The organism is Pseudomonadota bacterium (assembly GCA_037200975.1).
Lineage (GTDB): Bacteria > Pseudomonadota > Gammaproteobacteria > Steroidobacterales > Steroidobacteraceae > CADEED01.
The window spans coordinates 2,158,140-2,176,043 of the sequence record JBBCGI010000001.1 but is presented as its reverse complement, the minus strand read 5'-3'; the positions used below and the strand labels follow the sequence as shown (position 1 = coordinate 2,176,043).

Sequence of the window (17,904 nt, the reverse complement as noted above, 5' to 3'; positions counted from 1 at the left end):
CGGGCATATTCATGAGCCAGCTACTACTCGACCTCCTGCAGTCTTCGTTCGCCGGGCATGGCATCCCCTGCGAGCGCAGCGAGAACCTGATCCACGCCAGGGACGGCCTGCGCGTCGAGCCACGGGTCTTCCCGCGTAAAGACGTTCGAGGCACCGCCCAGGTGCAGGTCGATTTTGCGATCGAATCACCGCGGCTTCCGGGCTTGCCGCTGGTCGATTCCTTCGCGGGTGTCGGCAATACCCGGGACGACGCGGAGCGCAACGCCGCCGGAAAATTCCTGCAGGGATCTTTCCACGTCATCGCTGCGGCCCTGGGCGGCCACACGGATGACGCGGAGGTCGAATGGGAAGACTGGTCCGCGGGCGAGCGCGCCTGGAAGGTTTGCACCGGCCCGGTGTTGATGGTGGCGAGCCGCGAAGGCGCGCGCATCGAAGGTGTCGCGGAGTTTTTTCCACAGCTCGCATCGCTGTTCTGCGAATCGCTCGAGCCCGGGCCGCACTGGATGCGCGTTTTCCTCGGTGCGGTCGACGGCAAACACATGGGCGGCGAAGTGCTGGTCGACGGTGCCGTCTGGGCGGCCGGGCAGCAACTGCTCGACGGCCACGCCTGGGTTTATCCGCAAGGGTATGCGTCGTTCCGGCACCTGCTCATCGCGCTGCCGCTGGACGCCTGACCCGAATGTAGTTAGGCCGACGTGCTCAGACGCCGCGCGGCTTGCTGGAGATCTTCTCGTTCTTGCTCATCTGGGTGAGCATTCCGGCGAAGGCCGGCCCGGTCTCCTGCTGGCGGACGAGCAGGAGTCGCAGCTCGGCGAGTGTCACCGGCTCGCCGAACAACTTGCCCTGGCCGAAGCCGCAATGGTGGCGGCGCAGGAAGTCGAGGTGCCCGGTGGTTTCGACGCCCTCGGCGATCACGTTCATCTTGAGGCTGCGTCCCATCTCGATGACCGTGCGCACGATGGTCGCATCGCTCTCGTCGTCATCGACGTCGCGCACGAAGGACTGGTCGATCTTGAGCGTGCCGATCGGAAACTGCTGCAGCGCGGACAGCGACGAATAACCGGTGCCGAAATCGTCGATGGATAGATGCAGGCCCATCGCGTAGAGCTCGTCGAGCAGGTGCAACGTGCGTTTGCTGTCCGCCATCAGCGTGGTTTCGGTGATCTCGAGCTCGAAGCAGGTGGGCGAGACGCCGTGTTTGCGGAACACGGAACGGAAACGCAGGATGAAACTCGCCTGGCGCAATTGCTTGAGCGACAGGTTCAGCGAGATGCGGCCCGGATTGGTCACGGTCTGCTGCAGCTCGCGATAGTCCTGGCAGACGCGGTTCAGCACCCACTCGCCGACCTCGAGGATGAGGTTGGTTTCCTCGGCCAGCGGAATGAATTGCGAGGGCGGGATGTCGCCGTGCCCGGGCAGGCGCCAGCGCAGCAGCGCCTCGGCACCGACGATGCGGCCATCGCGCAGGTCCACCTTCGGCTGGTAGTGAACCTGGAATTCGTCGCGCTCGAGCGAGCGGCGCAGCTTGCTCTTGAGCATGAGCCGCTCGACCGCGGCCGCGTTCATTTCGGGCGAATAGAACGCGAACGAATTGCCGCCGTTCTGCTTCGAGTGATACATCGCCGCATCGGCGTTGCGGATCAGGTCGATCACGTTCTCCGCGTCGCGCGGACAAAACGCGACGCCGATGCTGGCGGTGAGGAACACTTCGTGTTCCTGCAACTGGAAAGCGCGCGAGATCTCCGCCAACACGCTGCGCGCGAGCTGCGCCACGGTGCCGCGGTTGTCGGCTTCGCCGGCCAGGTCGTCGACGAACATCGCGAATTCGTCGCCCGCCAGGCGGCCGATGGTGGTTTCCTGCGGCAGCGCGCGCATCAGGCGTTCGGTCAGGATCTCGAGCGTGCGATCGCCGGCGGCGTGGCCGAAGGTGTCGTTGATCTCCTTGAAGCGATCCATATCGAGATACAACAGCGCCAGCCCGGTCTTGTTGCGGATCGCGCGCGCGATCGCCTGCTGCAGCAGGTGCTGGAACTGCATGCGATTCGGCACTTTCGTCAGCGCGTCGTAACGCGCCAGATACCGGATGCGCCGTTCGGCGCGTTTGCGCTCGGTGACGTTGCGCACCACGAAGATGGTGCCCTGGTACTGCGGGTCGTCGGTGGTGATCTGCGAGCCGGTGATGGCCACCGGAATGGTTTGGCCATGCCGTGTCTTCACCACGGTTTCGCGCGTGTCCGATGAGGCGCGCAACATGTCGAACTCGGGACGCTCGCGTTCGTCGAGGATCGAGGCGATGCCGCGGCCGACCAGTTCTTCCTCGCCCCAGGCGAGCAGCTTGCAGGCCGACTGGTTCGCCATGCGGATCACGCCGTCGGGCGAGGTCACGAACACCGCGTCGGTCATGCTGCCGAGCACGTTGGTCAGGTAGTTCTTGTTGATCGTGGTCTGGCGCAGCTTCTGGCGCATGCGTTCGAGGGCGGCCTGCAGCTCGCCCAGTTCGTCGCGGCGGCCTACTTCCATCGGGCGGGAGTAGTCGCCCTGCGCGATGCGGTCGGCGCTCCGGATGAGCGAGGTGATCGGCTGATGCACGCGGCGGCCGGCCCACCAGGCGAGCGCGAAGCCCAGCGCCAGCGTGACGACGCCCAAACCACCGGCGAGGAACAGCGCCTTGCGCATCTGCCGCAGCTGCATCGAATCGAAATGGGTCAGTGCGCCGGCGGATTCCGGCGAGCTTTCGAGCGAGCGCACCTCGACTTCGACTTCCCCGACCGTCTGCGGCGTGTCGATGCCGGGCAGCGTCTGCACGCTGGCGCGCACCGGCACGGTGGCACTGCGTGTGATGGAACTGCTGGTGTCGCCCGAGCGCTGCCAGGTGTACAGCTCGCTTCCCGCGGTGTTGCGCAGCACGACGCCTAACAACGTGGTGTCGCGCTTGAAGGTATCGAGCTGCGCGACGATCGCGCTTCGATCGCCCTTGAGGACGCCATCGGCGACGCGTTCGGAGATGTGCTGTGCGAGATCCGACGCGCGCAGCGCAAGTTCGCCCTCGACACGTTTGCTCGCGTCGGCGGTGGCCGAGCCAAGCAGCGCGGAATGCTGCGAGCGATTCTCGTAGACCATGACGGAACCCACGGCCAGCGACACGACCACGGCCGCGAGCACGGCGACCGCGATGTATTTGCTCTTGAAACTGACGATGGTCACGGTGCCGAAAGGGTCCGAAGGTCTTGTAATTTGCGGGCAATCTTACCCGCGCAATTCCGGGGTGGGCCACATTCGAAGGCCTCCTACCGGGTCGCGATGAGCATTAGTTCCGCAGAAAGCCGGAGGGTACGATGCCGGCATGCCCGAATCTGCGCAATTCACGCTCGAACAGCTGACCGGCCGGGACCGCGGCCACCTGACGGACCTTTCCGACCCGCGCTGCAGCTTGCATAACGAGGTCGTCCGGCCATTCCTCGCCATGCGGGCGGCGGCCGCGGCAGTCGGCATCGACCTCGTGGCGTTCTCCAGCTTTCGCGATTTCGACCGGCAACTCGCTATCTGGAATGGGAAATTTCGCGGCGAGCGGCCCATGCAGGACCGGGCTGGAAAGCCGCTGGATGCCACCGCGCTGTCACCCGCCGACAAGGTTGCGGCGATCCTCTGGTGGTCCGCGCTGCCGGGGGCCAGCCGCCATCACTGGGGTACGGATTTCGACGTGCTCGACGGGAAGGCGCTGCCCTATGGTTACCAGTTGCAAGTCGTGCCGGCCGAGTACCAGCCGGGAGGGCCCTTCGAGCGGCTGACGCGCTGGCTCGACGAGCACATGCACGCTTTTGGGTTCTACCGCCCCTACACGACCGACCGCGGCGGCGTGCAGCCCGAACCCTGGCACCTGTCCCACGCGAAGGTGGCGGCGCGTGCGCAGCGGCAGCTATCGCTCGAGGCGCTGAAAAGTGTGCTGGTGGATGCGGCGATCGAGGGGAAGTCCGCGGTGCTCGACGCCCTGGCGCGTAACTACTCGAGCTACGTGGTCAATGTGGATGCGGCGCCCGAAGGCGCGCTCCTCAGCCCCAGACTTTCTTGATGGCGCCGAGCATCAGCGTGCGCGTGGTCGCCATCGAATCCTCGACCCCGGTGAACACCGGCGGCTGACGCCGCAGCAGACGCCAGTTCTCGCTGCGCAGGATGCGCTGCAGGTATTCGAGATTGCGGTCGATGGATTCCATGTACGGGTTGTGACCGCCGTACAGCACTTCGAGATAGCGATACGCGCGGTTGAACTCGCCGTCGAGCCGCTTCGCGCGCATGTCGAACACGAACTTCGGCGTCTGGCGCAGCAGGTCGAGGCCCGAGGCGTAGCGCACCTTCACGTGCCCGTTCTCTCCGATGGGCAGGGCCACCCCGGCGAGTACGAATTCGGCATAGAGCCGGTCGCGGCATTTTTCGAGATAACAACGATCCGCCATCTGCGCCATGAGATCGGCGGTGCCGACCAGGTGCCCGAGCTTGTGATCGCGTGCATCGGGCGTGACGATGTTCTTGAACGGGCGTTCGTACCCGGTGTAGTGGATGATCTCGGCGGCCACCGGCGCCCACGATCCCATGTCGATCTTGGGTAGATAGTCCTTGAGGAAAGCCGCGCCGCGCGACACGTGGATGGTGGTGAACTCGGCGCCGTTCGGCACGTCCGCGTCGCGCGTGGAGCGCAGGTATCCCACGTCGTGGAACAACGCGACCACGATGCCGAGCATCGCGCGTTCGGCACCGAATTTCTGCGCGTCGGGCACCTGCAGTTCGTGGCCGACGATCAGCCGCGCGGTGGCGAGCGTGATGTCGAGCGTGTGCTGCTGGTCGTGATAAACCGTGTCGACGCCGAAGTAACCCGGCATGCGTCCCGAGAACATGCGCTCGAAGTCGTGGAAGACGTGCGCGAAGGCGGGAAATTTCTGTCCCGGCCAGACCTGGCCGAACAGTTCTTCGATCGCGGCACGAACATCGGGAGCCGAGCTCACGAGTACCGTGTCGGTGACGTCGTAATCGCTGCGGCGGGCCTCGGCGCTCACGTGTGCCTTGGAGGAAGCACTAACAAGATGCGCGAGTCTAGGCAGGGGGTTTTCAAAAGACCAGCGGACGAACGCTGCCCTTGGATCGGGCGTGACCTGCGTCACGGAGGAGTGCGTCGCAGATCGCGCCACCTCTCCGGCTACTGTAAAGCGGCCGGCTCGAACCGCTGTCCCGGGTCTTCCGCGCGAGCCATGTGCCCGCCAGGGAACGGGTTTCCCGTCTGCCCTTCCGGTCAGCCCGAGGCCGGGCCGGTGCGAAACGTCGCAATCACGGGCGTGTGATCGGACGCGCGTTCGGCGCGCCTCGGTTCCACATCGATGCGCACGCCGGCGAGCCGTGGCAGCAACGGCTCGTTCACGAGGATCAGGTCGATGCGCAGCCCCGCGTTGCGACGAAAACCCGCCTGGCGGTAATCCCACCAGCTGAATGACTTCTCCGGTTGCTCGAAGCGGCGAAATGCGTCGGCCAGCCCCAGGTCGGTGATGCGTTTGAGCGCCGCGCGCTCTTCCGGGCTGACGTGGACGCAGCCGGCCCACTTCGCCGGATCGTGCACGTCGCGATCCTCGGGCGCGACATTGAAATCGCCGAGTACCACGAGATCCGGATGTTGCGCGGCCTCCTGCGCCAGCCAGCGCGTGAGCGCCTCCAGCCATTTCATCTTGTAAGCGAATTTTTCCGAACCGGGCGCCTGGCCGTTCGGTACGTACAGATTGATGACGCGGTATCCGGCGATGTTCGCCGCCAGCACGCGCCGCGGCGGATCGTCGAACTCCGGGATGTCGCGCACGAAGTCCGTCATCGGATGCCGCGAGAGCAGGGCCACGCCGTTGTAGGTCTTCTGGCCGCTGAAGACGCTGTGGTAACCGGCGGCGGTGAATTCCGGATGCGGGAAATCGGGGTCCTGCATCTTGGTTTCCTGCAGCGCGACCACGTCGGGTGAATGGGCCCGCAGCCACTCGAGCAACTGCCCGCCGCGCACGCGCAGGCTGTTCACGTTCCAGGTGGCGATCTGAAACTCGTTCATCGAATTCACGCCACCATTCGCGGCCGCGCTCAGGAAGCGAGGCCCTGCTGGCGCAGCAGCGCGTTCACGTCGGGCGGACGGCCGCGGAAATCCACGAAGGCATCGAGCGCCTTGCGGCTGCCGCCCTGCGACAGGATGGAATCGAGGAATTTCTGCGCGACGCCGCGATCGAACACGCCCTGTTCTTCGAACGCGGAGAACGCATCCGCCGCGAGTACCTCAGCCCATTTGTAGCTGTAGTAACCGGCAGCGTAACCGCCCGAGAAGATATGGGCGAAGTTGTGCGGAAAGCGATTCCACTCCGGCACCGCGAACACGCCGTTCTCGGCGCGCACTTCTTTGAGGATCTCGAACACGCGCGCGCCCTGCGCCGGGTCGTACTCCGCGTGCAGACGAAAATCGAACAGCGCGAATTCCAGCTGGCGCATGGTCGCGAGCCCTGCCTGGAAGGTGCGCGAGCCCAACAACTGGGCTTGCTGGTCCGCGGGTAGCGGCGCGCCGGTCTCGAAATGGCGAGCCATGTTGGCGAGCACTTCGGGGCGCCAGGCGAAGTTCTCCAGGAACTGGCTGGGTAGTTCGACCGCGTCCCACGAAACGCCATTGATGCCGGCGATGCTCGGATACCCCACGCGCGTCAGCATGTGGTGCAGGCCATGACCGAACTCGTGGAACATCGTCACCACGTCGTCGTGCGTGAGCAGCGGCGGTTTGCCTGGCGCAGCCGGCAGGAAATTGCAGACGAGATAGGCGACCGGAATCGTGTGCTCGGAACCGAAATCCTTGCGGCCGACGCAATCGTCCATCCACGCGCCGGCGCGTTTCTTGGGCCGCGCGCAGGCGTCGAGATAGAAACCGGCGCGCGCCGCGCCGTTCGCATCCCGGATTTCGAAGAAACGTGCGTCGGCGTGCCATACGGGCACTCCGGGGCGTTCGACGATGTTCACGCCGAACAGTTTTTCCGCCACGGCGAACAGCGCCTCGAGCACGCGCGGCAGGGGGAAGTAAGGCCGCAGTTCTTCCTGCGAAATCGAGAACAACTTCTGTTGCAGCTTCTCGGAGTAGTAACCCACGTCCCAGGCATTGAGCTTGCGGCCGGCGAACTGCTCGAGCTCGGCGAATTCACGCTGTGCCGCGGGTTTCGCGACCCGTGCGAGCTGGCGCAGGAAATCGAACACCGCCTGGTTGGACGGTGCCATACGCGTGGCGAGCGCATAGGCCGCGTAGTTGGGGAAATCGAGCAGCCGTGCCGCCTCGTGGCGCAAGGCCAGGATCTGCGCCATCACCCCGGTGTTGTCGAATTTTCCGGTGGACGGGCCGCGGTCGGACGCGCGCGTCGACCAGGCTTCGTAGAAATCGCGGCGCAGCGTTTCGGAATCGGCATCGGTGATCACGGCGACATACGTGGGTTGCTCGAGCGCGAACACCCAGCCCGGCAGATTCTTCTCGACGGCGCGCACGCGCGCCTGCTCGACGATCACGGGATTGATGCCGGCAAGCTCGGCCGCGTCGGTGACGTGGCGCGTCCACGAGTTCATCGCATCGAGCACGTTCTCTTCGAACTTGGCGCCGAGCTGTGCCAGTTCCTGCACCACGGCCTTGTACCGTTCCTTGCGCTCCTGCGGCAGGCCGACACCGGCGAGACGGAAATCCTCGAGTGCGCGCTCGATGACGCGGCGCTGCTTCGGATCGAGCTGGCCGGCCTCGTTGGCGGCGATCGCGCGGTAAGCGCGGTACAAAGGCTCGCTCTGCGCCAGATCGGTCCAGTAGTTAGACAGCAGCGGCAGGCAGGCATTGTAGCTGGTGCGCAGCGCGTCGGAATTGAGCACGCCGTTCAGATGGCTGATGGGCGACCAGGTGCGCGACAGCCGGTGCGACAGCTGTTCGAGCGGCAGCACGGTGTTGGCGAACGTCGGATGCGGCTGCGCTTCGAGCGTCGCGACTTCGCCGCGGCTGCGTTGCAGCAGCTCGCGGATGGTCGATTCCACGTCGGCGGCCTGGATGCGGTCGAAGGCGGGCAGGGCGGTGCCGCTGATATTTGCGTCAGTCATTTCATTCCGAGGGCGGTGAGCACGGGTTCGGTATTCGGGCGCACGCCGCGCCATAACGTGAACGCTTCGGCGGCCTGTTCCACCAGCATGCCCCAGCCTTTATGGGCTCGGCCGCAACCCTGTTCAATGGCCCAGGTCACGAAGGGCGTGGCGGACTTGCTGTAGCTCATGTCGTAGCAGACGGTGTGGCTGCCGATCACGTCGCCGTCGATGTTCGGAACGGAGCCGGTCAATCCCGCCGCGGTCGCGTTGATGACCAGGTCGAACGGATCGAGTCCGACATCCTCGAAGCCGCAACCGCGCACCGGCCCGAGATCCGAAAACAGCGAGGCAAGATTCACCGCGCGATCCGTGGTGCGATTGGCGATCACCAGTTCGGTGGGTCCGAGCTCGAGCAGCGGGGCGATGACGCCGCGCGTGGCGCCGCCGGCACCCAGGATCAGGATGCGTTCGTTGGTGATCTCGAGCGCGAGATTCTTGCGCAGGTCCGTCACCAGGCCGTGGCCATCGGTGTTGTCGCCGAGCAGATCGTGCCCGGCGTTGAGCATCAGGGTGTTCACGGCGCCGGCGCGATCCGCGCGGGTAGTGAGCTCGTTGGCCAGCTCGGCGGCCGCTTCCTTGTGTGGTACGGTCACATTCAGACCGCGCCCGCCGCGCGCGAAGAACTCCAGCACCTGCGCGCGGAAGTCCCCGGGGGCGATGTCGTAGAGTCGATAGACCAGGGACTGTTCGGTCTGCTTCGCGAAGAGTCCGTGGATGAAGGGCGACCAGCTGTGATTGATCGGATGACCCACCACTCCGTACTGATCCGGTGCCTTCATAGTGGGATGAAAATGAGTGAAATAAGGGTCACGTCAGGCCGGTCTTATACATGAACCAAAGCCCGCGCGGAACGACGCCCCAGGCGCCTTTTTCGCGTCTTCTCGAGATGTTGCGCCCCGATCTGCTGCGTTTCGCCCTGTGGCTGGCGCGCGATCGGGCGGTGGCCGAGGACGTGGTGCAGGAGACGCTCATCAGGGCCTGGAAGTCCCGCGAGGAATTGAAGGACCCCACGGCCGCGCGGCCCTGGCTGCTGACCATCGTGCGGCGCGAGCACGCGCGTCTGTTCGAACGCAAGCGTCTGCCTACCGTCGATGTCGATTCGGTCGAGGCGCTGGGCGACCCGGCACTCGCCAGCGATGGCGACGCGGGGCTGCACGACCTGCGCGGCGCCATCATGAAATTGCCGGATGAATATCGGGAGCCGCTGGTGATGCAGGTGTTAGGTGGATTCAGCACGGCGGAAATCGCCGCCGAACTCAAGCTCACGCAGCCCACGGTGCTGACGCGCCTGTTTCGCGCGCGCAATAAATTACGCGTGATCTACGGTCTGGCACCGGCGGAGGACGTCGAATGAACGCGGGCTCTCCCGAATGCGTCCACACGCGCCTGCAGATCGGCGGCGATCCCCATGACCTGCCACCCGGGGTGACTGCGCATCTGGCGACCTGCGCCGCGTGCCGGCAATTTCTCGAAGAGACGCTGCTGCTGGACCGGCGCCTGCGGTCAGCGCTCGAATTGCCACTGGCGAACTTCCGCACGCGACCCGTGGCGGCGCCGGCGCGGCGCTACGCGTTGGCCGCATCGGTGGCGCTCGCCATGCTGCTGGCCGGTGGATTCTGGGCGTTCAGACCGCAGTCCGCGCTGGCGGGCGAAGTAGTCGCGCACGTGCTCGAGGAAGGCAGTAGTTGGAACGGGCAGACGCTGTTGCCGCCGGCGGAGGTTGCCGGCGTGTTGCGTACCGCGGGCGTGCAGCTCGACGCGTCGCTGCCCGTCATCTACGCGTATCCGTGTCCGTTCCGCGGCCACCGCGTCGCCCACCTCGTCGTCCAGACCGGCGGCGGCCCCGTGACCGTGATGCTGCTGGTGCACGAGAAGGTTTCGAAACGCACGCAGTTCGCGGAGAGCGGGTTGCACGGCGTGCTGCTGCCGGCGCGCACCGGCAGCGTCGCGGTACTGGCGCGCGACGGTGCGCAGGTTCCGGAAGTTCTGGTCGCGCGAGTTGTCAGCGCGATTCGGTAGGGGCGAGTATTTCGCAGCCCGCCTGTGCGGACCCGAGCAGCGAGACGAGCTCCGGCAGCCACTCGCGCATTTCTTCCTCGAGTAGATAGGGAGGGTTGACCACGGCGAGGCCCGAGCCGTTGAGCGCCGCGCGCGAGTCGGGCGGATGCACCCACAGCAGCGAACCGAGCACCGGCCGCGGCAGCGCACGCTGCAGTTTCGCGAGCCAGGCGTCGAAATCGGAGCGCAGCTTGAGCGGTACCCACAACACGAGCACCGCGCCTTCGAAGCGCGCCAGCGCGTCGATGGCTGCCTGGCGCACCAGGGCGAAATCCTCGCGTTCCTCGTACGGCGGATCGATCAGCACGCAACCGCGCCGCTCCGGCGGCGGCAGCAGCGCGCGCAATCCCGCGAATCCATCGCTGCCTTCGACGCGCGCTCGCGCCGAAGAGTCGAGCAATTTGCGCAGGTGCCCGGCCTCTTCGCGCTGGCTCTCGAAGAACACCGCGCGATCCACCGGCCGCAGCACCTGCAACGCAAGCAGTGGCGAACCGCGGTAGTGCAGGCTGCCGCCGTGCACGCCGCTCGCGGCCATGTCCCGGTAACGCGTCAACGCCGCGTGCCGCGGCGTGGCGGCCAGCAATTTCGCCACGCCCGCCTGCCACTCGGCGGGATGTTCCGCGTCGCCGGGATGCAGGTCGTAGTCGCCACGACCCGCGTGGGTGTCGACGAACAGCAGGCCCTTGTCCTTGCGCGTGAGCGCTGCAAGGATTTCGAGTAGCGCGACGTGTTTGTGGACGTCGGCGAAGTTGCCGGCGTGATACTGATGGCGGTATTTCATGGAACCCTGACGATGCGACGCAGGCGTTTATACAGTTGCGCAAGGAGATTTACATGGCGAAAGCATTCGCAGGCATCGTGTTCGCAATGGCCGCCGCGATTCCCCTCGCGGCGTGCGGGGGAGACAAGCCACCCGTGAAAACCGGCATCGCCCCACCCACTCGTATTCCCGAGGTACCCGCCCCTGCCAGCCCGGCTGGAGAGGCCGTGTCCGTCGCGAGCATCCCGCTCGATGCGCGCCGCGCGGTCGTGGCTGATGCAGCGCGGCGCTTCAAAGTCGCGCCGAGTGCGGTCGTGCTCACGCAGGCGGAAAAGGTCACGTGGAGCGATTCCTCGCTCGGCTGTCCTGAACCGGGCGGGATGTATGCGCAGACGCTCGTCGAGGGCTTTCGAATCGTCGCGAAGACGGACATCGGCAGCCTGACGTACAACACCGATCGCGGCGGCCGGGTGGTGAGTTGCGCGGCCGCGCAGCGGCCGGGGCCCAAGAAGGCCGCGCCTCCGATGATGGACACCGAGCCGCGGCCGTACCCGCCGCCGTCGGCGCCGGACAAGTAACAAGGCAAGCTCCGCCCCGCACGGCTTCCATATCCCGTCCGCACCGCCTAACTAGAATGGCCGGATCGGCCTACCACCGGCACACATGAAAAAGCCCCGCGCTGGCGGGGCTTTTCGTTCGATGCCTGGCGTTTACTTCGCCTTGGACTTTGCCGGCGTCTTCTTCGGCACAGCCGTCGCGCTTTTCGTGCTGGCTGCCTTCGGCGCGGTTTTCTTCTTCGCGGGAGCCGCTTTTTTGGCGGGCGCTGCCGCCGCATCGGTGGCGACGGATGCCTCGGCTTTGGGCCTGGCCGCGGCCTTGCCCTTGGCTTTTTTCACCGGCTTCTCGGTGGCGCCTTCTGCTCCGGGAGGTGAGGCCGTCTTGGCGGGCGCGCCCTTCTTGCGGCCGAAGCGCGTGCCGCGCAGCGGCGCGGCGGCCAGCAATTCGCGGCACAACTCGAGTGGCACCGACTTCGGGTCCGTGTCCTTCGGAATGCGCGCGTTGCGTTTGCCGTCGGTGATGTACGGGCCGTAGCGGCCGTTCAGCACCTGGATGTTGTCGACCCCAAAGTCGACGATGATCCGGTTCGCGTCGGCTTCTTTCTTGAGCCGGATGACTTCGAGCGCGCGTTCGAGCGTGACCGTGTACGGATCGTCCGGCGGCTTGAGCGATACGTACTTGGCGCCGTATTTGATGTACGGCCCGAAGCGGCCAATGTTCGATTGGACCGGTTCGCCGTCGGCGGTGTTGCCCAGACTCACCGGTAGTTTGAAGAGCTCGAGCGCCTCGGGCAGCTTGATGAGGTCCATCTTCTGGCCCGGACGTAAACCCGCGAATTTGGGTTTCTCTTCGTCGTCCTTCGTACCGATCTGCACGAACGGACCATAACGGCCCATCCGCACGGTGATGGGTTTGCCGCTGACCGGATCCTTGCCGAGTTCACGCGCCTGCGCGACTTCCTCGCGCGACACATTCTTCTCGATGTGCTCGACCTGGGTGATGAACGGCTTCCAGAATTTCTTGAGCGGCTCGGTCCAGTTCTCTTCGCCGCGCGAGACGGCGTCGAGCTCGTCTTCGAGCGCGGCCGTGAAGCCGTACTCCACGTATTTGTGGAAATGTTTCGACAGGAAACTGCCGACGATCTTGCCGATGTCCGTCGGGATGAACCGGCGGTTGTCCATGTCGACGTACTCGCGGTCCTTGAGCGTCGAGATGATCGTGGCGTAGGTCGATGGGCGGCCGATGCCATGTTCTTCCAGCGCCTTCACCAGCGAGGCTTCCGAGAAACGCGGCGGCGGCTCGGTGAAGTGCTGGTCGCCGTGCACATTAAGAAGAGTGACGACGTCGCCTTCCTTCATGGCCGGCAGGAGGCGATCGTTTTCGTTCTCGGGCTTCGAGTCGTCGACGTCTTCCTGGTAGACGGCCATGTAGCCCGGCTTTACGAGCGTCGAACCATTGGCGCGCAGGACGTGGCGTCCGGCACCATTGCCGGCTTCCGCCTGCTTGCTCGGCTGCATGTCGACCGCGACGGTGTCGAACAAGGCGTGCGACATCTGCGAGGCCACCGCGCGCTTCCAGACGAGCGCGTACAGCTTGAATTGATCCGGATCGATCTTGCCTTCGACCTGGGACGGCAGGATTGATGCAGAGGTGGGACGAATCGCCTCGTGCGCTTCCTGCGCGTTGCGCGACTTGGTCTTGTAGATGCGCGGCTCTTCGGCCACGCCTTCCTTGCCGTATTCCTTTTCGATCACCTCGCGCATCTCGCGAATCGCGTCGTTCGCGAGGTTCACGGAGTCCGTACGCATGTAGGTGATGAGGCCGATGCTGCCCTCGCCGAAATCGACACCTTCATAAAGCTGCTGCGCGAGACGCATGGTGCGTTGGGCGGAGTAGCCGAGTTTGCGCGCGGCTTCCTGCTGCAGCGTAGAGGTGGTGAATGGTGGCGACGGGTTGCGCTTGCGCTGCTTCTTGTCGATCGAGATGACGTGCAGGAAACCCTGCGCCGTGTCGTTCAGCGATTTCTCGACATCGCGCGCGGAACCCTCGTTGGTGAAGCTGAACTGCTCCACCCGCTGACCGTTGAACTCGACCAGCTTGAGGGGGAAGGTCTGCGCGCTGTGTTCACCTTCGGCTTCGAGCGTCCAGTATTCCTGCGGGATGAACTTGCCGATTTCGTCTTCGCGTTCGCAGATCATGCGCAGCGCGGGGCTTTGCACGCGGCCGGCGGACAACCCGCGGCGGACCTTCTTCCACAGCAGCGGCGACAGGTTGAAACCCACGAGGTAGTCGAGCGCGCGGCGCGCCTGCTGGGCGTTCACCAGATCGAGCGACAGGTCGCGCGGCTCGGCCACGGCGCGCTGCACCTCGCCCTTGGTGATTTCGTAGAACACCACGCGTTTGACGGTCTTGTCCTTGAGCTCGCCGCGCTCTTCGAGCAGCTCGCGCAGGTGCCAGGAGATCGCTTCGCCCTCGCGGTCGGGGTCGGTCGCGAGGTAGAGGTTCTTCGACTTCTTGAGCGCGCGCGAGATGGCGTCGACGTGTTTTTCGTTACGCTCGATCGAGCGATACGTCATCGCGAACTGTTTGTCGGGATCGACCGCGCCTTCTTTCGGCACGAGATCGCGGACATGGCCGTACGAAGCGAGCACCTCGAAATCCTTGCCGAGGTACTTCTTGATGGTTTTCGCTTTGGCCGGCGACTCGACGATGACTAGGTTTTCAGCCATCAGTTGGGAAGCGCATCCAGTTCGTCGAACACCAGGTCTTCCATGCGGGCGCAGGCTTGTTCCTGCCCTGGCTGGCTGGAGAGCACCATGAGCACCAGCCACTTGAGCCGGTCGATGTCGACTTCGTCACCGTCGAGCGCGACCAGGCGGTCGATGACAATCTCGCGCTGGAGGGGCGACAAGATGCCTTCCTGTTCGAGCTGCAGCAGGTAACCGCGGCAGCTGGTGGAGATGCGCTCGACTTCGTCGGCGGAGAACACGCGCAACGCGCGCGAGGACAGATCGGGGCGTGAACGTTCGCCGGCGAGATCCGCCAGCCAGTCGAGCGCGCGTTCGACGTTGTTGCGGCCAAAACCGGCGCGTTCGAGATCGGCGGCGAGAGTCTCGCGCTCAGGCACATCGGGTGTCTCGGCCAGCATGTACTGGTCGAACACGTAAATAAGAATGTCTAAAACGCTACCGGTCATGTGAAAGTTGCTGTCCCGCCATGCGGCTGTATCGGCCGCCGGGGTGCGGCGCCACGTGCCCGTCGAGTTCCAGAATCAGCAGCATCGAGGCGATCGATTCGCTGTTCATCCCCGTGCGTTCGATCAAGCTGTCGACGCTTGCCGGCTCGAAGGCGAGCGCATCTAACAGGATTTTGTATTCCTTGTCCAACGGCGATTTTTTTTGGAGCCCTTCGGAGGGCGCTGCAAGTAGTTGGTCCGCAAGGGAAATCTTGAGCTCACCGAGCACGTCCTCGGGAAGCTCGACCAGCTTTGCGCCTTGACGGATGAGCTGATGGCAACCGCGGACGAACGGATTGTGGATGGAGCCGGGTATCGCGAAGACCTCGCGACCGGCATCGCCGGCGAGACGGGCAGTGATCAATGACCCGGATTCGCGGGCTGCTTCGACGACCAATGTGCCCACCGCAAGTCCCGCGATGATGCGGTTGCGGCGCGGGAAGTGCTCGCGCAGCGGCGGCACTCCGGGCGGGAATTCGGACACCACCGCGCCGCTGGCGGCGATGCGGGCGGCGAGCGCCTTGTGCTGCGGGGGATAGACGTCGTCGAGCCCGTGCCCGAGCACCGCAACGGTGAGCCCCCCCGCGGACAATGCGCCCTCGTGACATGCGGCATCGATGCCCAATGCAAGGCCGCTGGTGATGGTGAGACCCGCGCGCGCAAAGAACGCGGCGAATTCGCGCGCGGTGGCGCGGCCGCCAGCCGTCGGATTGCGGCTGCCGACCATGGCGAGCTGCGGCTCGCCCAGCGCCTTGACGTCTCCGAGCACGAACAACACGCCGGGAGCGCCGGGCGACTGCCGCAGCGCTTCCGGGTAATACGCGTCGGTGGCGGCCAGCAGCGTGCAACCGGCGGCTTCGAGCCAGCGCAGGTCGGCGTCGACACGTGCGGCATCCGGGCAGCGCAGCCATTGAACCATCCCGGTAGTTAGCTCGAGGCGCGCCAGCGTCGCGATGTCGGGACGATCGAGCAGCGATAGATCGGGGCTGGCGGCCACGAGGCGTGCGAATTGATCGGCGGTGAGGCCGGGAGCACGCGCCGCGAGACACAGGCGGCGAAGGTCGAAATGCTGCTCGGCGTGCATGAGGCAGCATAAAACGAAAGGGCCAGCACGGAGGCTGGCCCTAATCGTCTGAATGTCGAGAAATGCGTTACGGGTTGTAGACGCGATCCGCGACCTGCATCGGCCCGCGTGCGCCGATCACCAGGCCGTAACTCACGCGGTCGAACACCTTGAAGACGATCATCGTGCCGGCCCGTTCGTAAGGCAGCTGCACCATCTCGCCATAGGGATTCTTTTCCCACGGCGCCTTGCCGTACTTGTCGTGCACGACCTCGCCCTTCTGGTCGATGGCGAGCACCGCGCCGGGCGTGAGGCCCTGACGTGCGCCGCGATTGATCACGACGACCTGGAACTGACCGATCTGCTCGGCCTCGTCCGCGACCGCGATGATCTGTCCATTGATGTTAGAGGCCGGCGCATGCGGCGTGAAAGTCAGCGGCACATCGCCTTCCTGCAGTATCAGGCGGTCGCCTTCGAGCGCCTCGCGCGCGCCTTCGGTGAGGATGGCCTTGCTGATCGTGCCCGGATTGTTGACCACGGCGGTCGCGACGTACGCGGCCTGATAACCCACGAGGTCCTTGGATTCCGGATCCACGATCGCCTCGCCGATGTGCATGACCGCGTAGCGCTGGTTCAGCGGCGCGTTGAGGTTCTTGACGTAGATCTCGTGTCCCGTCCCACCGATCATGTGGTGATCGCGGAATCCGAGAATGTGCGGCGCAGCCAGCGCTTCATCCTTCGTGAGCACACTCGGCTTGCTCAGGAACGCGGCGATGGCGGCAAACGGAATCGCGTCGACCGGACCGTCGAGTTGTTCGCTGCGCAGACGCGGCTGCAGGCGCGCGCCGCTGTACTGCGAAATGCTCACGCTGGCGCTGCTGCCGTCGTGACCATAGGCCAGCGACAACACGTCGCCCGGATAGATCAGGTGGGGATTCTCGACCTGCGGATTGATCTGCCAGATCTCGGGCCAGAACCACGGGTCCTTGAGAAACACCGCGGCGATGTCCCAGAGCGTGTCGCCACGCTTCACGGTGTAGTTCATCGGCGCATCCGGACGGATGAGCTGCGCGGTCTGCACCGGCGCGGCATCGGCAACCGGCGCTTCGTTCATGGCCGCAACCGCGGCTTCAGTGGCCGTGAGGTCGTCAGCGCTGGTATCCGCAGCGTTGACCGGTTCCGCGGCCATGGGCGGCGGCGCGGCTTCAGCCGCGGGCGGTGCCGATTTGCAGCCGGCCACGAGCAGCAGCGCGGCAGCAATGAAGGCCGTCAGGGCGAAGAGACGCGGGGTCAGAGTTCCGAGCACGCGCGGCTCCCTAAGTTGTTGATTAAGAGACATCCTCCACTCCTCAATCCTGGGTGGGGCAAGCGGACCCCACTGTTATAATCCGCCGCGGCACGAGGGCATACGATCTATTGTCAAGTTTGTGCGCTGGATCACGGGTCCATCACCCGCTCCGCTCCATGCGTTCCTTGTCCACGGTCGGATCGCCCAAACATTAGCAGCAATCGAGCGGAACATCATGGCGCGCCTGCAAATTCTTGAATACCCCGACCCCCGTCTAAGGACCAAGGCCACCCGCGTGGAGGTCTTCGACGCCGCGCTCGCGCAGAAGGTCGCCGACATGTTCGAAACCATGTACGCCGCGCCCGGAGTGGGGCTGGCCGCGACCCAGGTCGATTTCCATAAGCGTCTGATAGTCATGGATGTTTCGGAAGGAAAGACCGATCCCCGGGTCTTCTGCAATCCGGAGATCCTGACGCAGGAAGGCGTGGGGATCACCGAAGAAGGCTGCCTGTCGGTACCGGGCATTTTCGACGAAGTGAAGCGGGCCGCGGTCATCCGGGCACGCGCCCAGGACGTCAACGGCGCGACCTTCGAAGTCGATCTCGACGGGCTCGCGGCGGTGTGCCTGCAGCACGAGATGGATCACCTCGAAGGCAAGCTTTTCGTCGACTACCTGTCGGATCTCAAGCGCGAACGTATCCGCAAGAAGCTCGACAAGGATCGCAAGGAGCGCGCCGCCAAACAGCGCGAGCCCGCTGCCTCCCGCGCGTACTGATACG

Annotated in this window: 16 protein-coding genes; 6 read left to right on the top strand and 10 right to left on the bottom strand. The window is 65.1% G+C overall.

The features are described 5' to 3' along the window. The first annotated feature begins 11 nt into the window (after nucleotides 1-11). Complete coding sequence (locus WDO72_09615; GenBank protein ID MEJ0085929.1) at nucleotides 12-674, top strand: DUF6348 family protein; 663 nt, start codon at nucleotides 12-14, stop codon at nucleotides 672-674. Between the two features lie 25 nt (nucleotides 675-699). Here the strand turns inward: WDO72_09615 and WDO72_09610 are convergent, their stop codons facing one another. After that, entirely contained in the window at nucleotides 700-3,204 is a 2,505-nt protein-coding gene (locus WDO72_09610; protein ID MEJ0085928.1) for an EAL domain-containing protein, read from the bottom strand. Between the two features lie 139 nt (nucleotides 3,205-3,343). Here WDO72_09610 and WDO72_09605 point away from each other — a divergent pair, with 139 nt between their 5' ends. Continuing rightward, on the top strand, nucleotides 3,344-4,069 hold the full coding sequence (locus tag WDO72_09605; protein ID MEJ0085927.1) for a M15 family metallopeptidase: 726 nt from the start codon (nucleotides 3,344-3,346) through the stop codon (nucleotides 4,067-4,069). On the opposite strand, the gene WDO72_09600 is transcribed toward WDO72_09605, so the two are convergent. The 4 genes from WDO72_09600 to aroE all read right to left on the bottom strand — a co-directional run bounded on the left by WDO72_09600 (nucleotide 4,050) and on the right by aroE (nucleotide 8,942). Beyond that, nucleotides 4,050-5,048: a hypothetical protein gene (locus WDO72_09600; protein ID MEJ0085926.1), complete on the bottom strand. Its 999-nt coding sequence runs from the start codon at nucleotides 5,046-5,048 to the stop codon at nucleotides 4,050-4,052. The two genes, WDO72_09605 and WDO72_09600, sit on opposite strands and share 20 nt — an antisense overlap. Nucleotides 5,049-5,281: 233 nt before the next feature. After that, the gene (xth, locus tag WDO72_09595; GenBank protein MEJ0085925.1) at nucleotides 5,282-6,073 is read right to left on the bottom strand and encodes an exodeoxyribonuclease III; all 792 of its coding nucleotides are present in this window, start codon (nucleotides 6,071-6,073) and stop codon (nucleotides 5,282-5,284) included. 29 nt (nucleotides 6,074-6,102) lie between these two features. Beyond that, nucleotides 6,103-8,121, bottom strand: a complete 2,019-nt coding sequence (locus WDO72_09590) for a M3 family metallopeptidase (GenBank protein MEJ0085924.1) — start codon at nucleotides 8,119-8,121, stop codon at nucleotides 6,103-6,105. Further along, nucleotides 8,118-8,942, bottom strand: a complete 825-nt coding sequence (gene aroE / locus WDO72_09585) for a shikimate dehydrogenase (protein ID MEJ0085923.1) — start codon at nucleotides 8,940-8,942, stop codon at nucleotides 8,118-8,120. The genes WDO72_09590 and aroE overlap by 4 nt, the downstream gene beginning before the upstream one ends. Before the next feature lie 50 nt (nucleotides 8,943-8,992). On the opposite strand from aroE, the gene WDO72_09580 reads away from it, so the two are divergent. Beyond that, complete coding sequence (locus WDO72_09580; protein MEJ0085922.1) at nucleotides 8,993-9,517, top strand: sigma-70 family RNA polymerase sigma factor; 525 nt, start codon at nucleotides 8,993-8,995, stop codon at nucleotides 9,515-9,517. After that, the gene (locus WDO72_09575; GenBank protein ID MEJ0085921.1) at nucleotides 9,514-10,182 is read left to right on the top strand and encodes a DUF3379 family protein; all 669 of its coding nucleotides are present in this window, start codon (nucleotides 9,514-9,516) and stop codon (nucleotides 10,180-10,182) included. Before WDO72_09580 ends, WDO72_09575 begins: the two co-directional genes overlap by 4 nt. Here WDO72_09575 and rlmJ read toward each other — a convergent pair. Beyond that, complete coding sequence (gene rlmJ / locus WDO72_09570) at nucleotides 10,166-11,002, bottom strand: 23S rRNA (adenine(2030)-N(6))-methyltransferase RlmJ (protein ID MEJ0085920.1); 837 nt, start codon at nucleotides 11,000-11,002, stop codon at nucleotides 10,166-10,168. The genes WDO72_09575 and rlmJ overlap by 17 nt on opposite strands. Before the next feature lie 53 nt (nucleotides 11,003-11,055). Here rlmJ and WDO72_09565 point away from each other — a divergent pair, with 53 nt between their 5' ends. Continuing rightward, nucleotides 11,056-11,559, top strand: a complete 504-nt coding sequence (locus tag WDO72_09565) for a hypothetical protein (GenBank protein MEJ0085919.1) — start codon at nucleotides 11,056-11,058, stop codon at nucleotides 11,557-11,559. A 132-nt stretch (nucleotides 11,560-11,691) separates the two neighbouring features. Here the strand turns inward: WDO72_09565 and WDO72_09560 are convergent, their stop codons facing one another. The 4 genes from WDO72_09560 to WDO72_09545 all read right to left on the bottom strand — a co-directional run bounded on the left by WDO72_09560 (nucleotide 11,692) and on the right by WDO72_09545 (nucleotide 17,143). Further along, nucleotides 11,692-14,268, bottom strand: coding sequence for a DNA topoisomerase I (locus WDO72_09560; protein ID MEJ0085918.1), 2,577 nt, complete (start codon nucleotides 14,266-14,268; stop codon nucleotides 11,692-11,694). After that, nucleotides 14,268-14,735 (bottom strand): DUF494 domain-containing protein, encoded by a 468-nt coding sequence (locus WDO72_09555; GenBank protein ID MEJ0085917.1) that lies wholly within the window; start codon nucleotides 14,733-14,735, stop codon nucleotides 14,268-14,270. Before WDO72_09555 ends, WDO72_09560 begins: the two co-directional genes overlap by 1 nt. Further along, entirely contained in the window at nucleotides 14,725-15,858 is a 1,134-nt protein-coding gene (gene dprA / locus WDO72_09550) for a DNA-processing protein DprA (protein MEJ0085916.1), read from the bottom strand. Before dprA ends, WDO72_09555 begins: the two co-directional genes overlap by 11 nt. Before the next feature lie 67 nt (nucleotides 15,859-15,925). After that, nucleotides 15,926-17,143 carry a LysM peptidoglycan-binding domain-containing protein gene (locus tag WDO72_09545; protein ID MEJ0085915.1) on the bottom strand — a complete coding sequence of 406 codons (1,218 nt, stop codon included), beginning with the start codon at nucleotides 17,141-17,143 and terminating at the stop codon, nucleotides 15,926-15,928. 217 nt (nucleotides 17,144-17,360) lie between these two features. On the opposite strand from WDO72_09545, the gene def reads away from it, so the two are divergent. Further along, nucleotides 17,361-17,900: a peptide deformylase gene (gene def / locus WDO72_09540; protein MEJ0085914.1), complete on the top strand. Its 540-nt coding sequence runs from the start codon at nucleotides 17,361-17,363 to the stop codon at nucleotides 17,898-17,900. Nucleotides 17,901-17,904 lie beyond the last annotated feature (4 nt).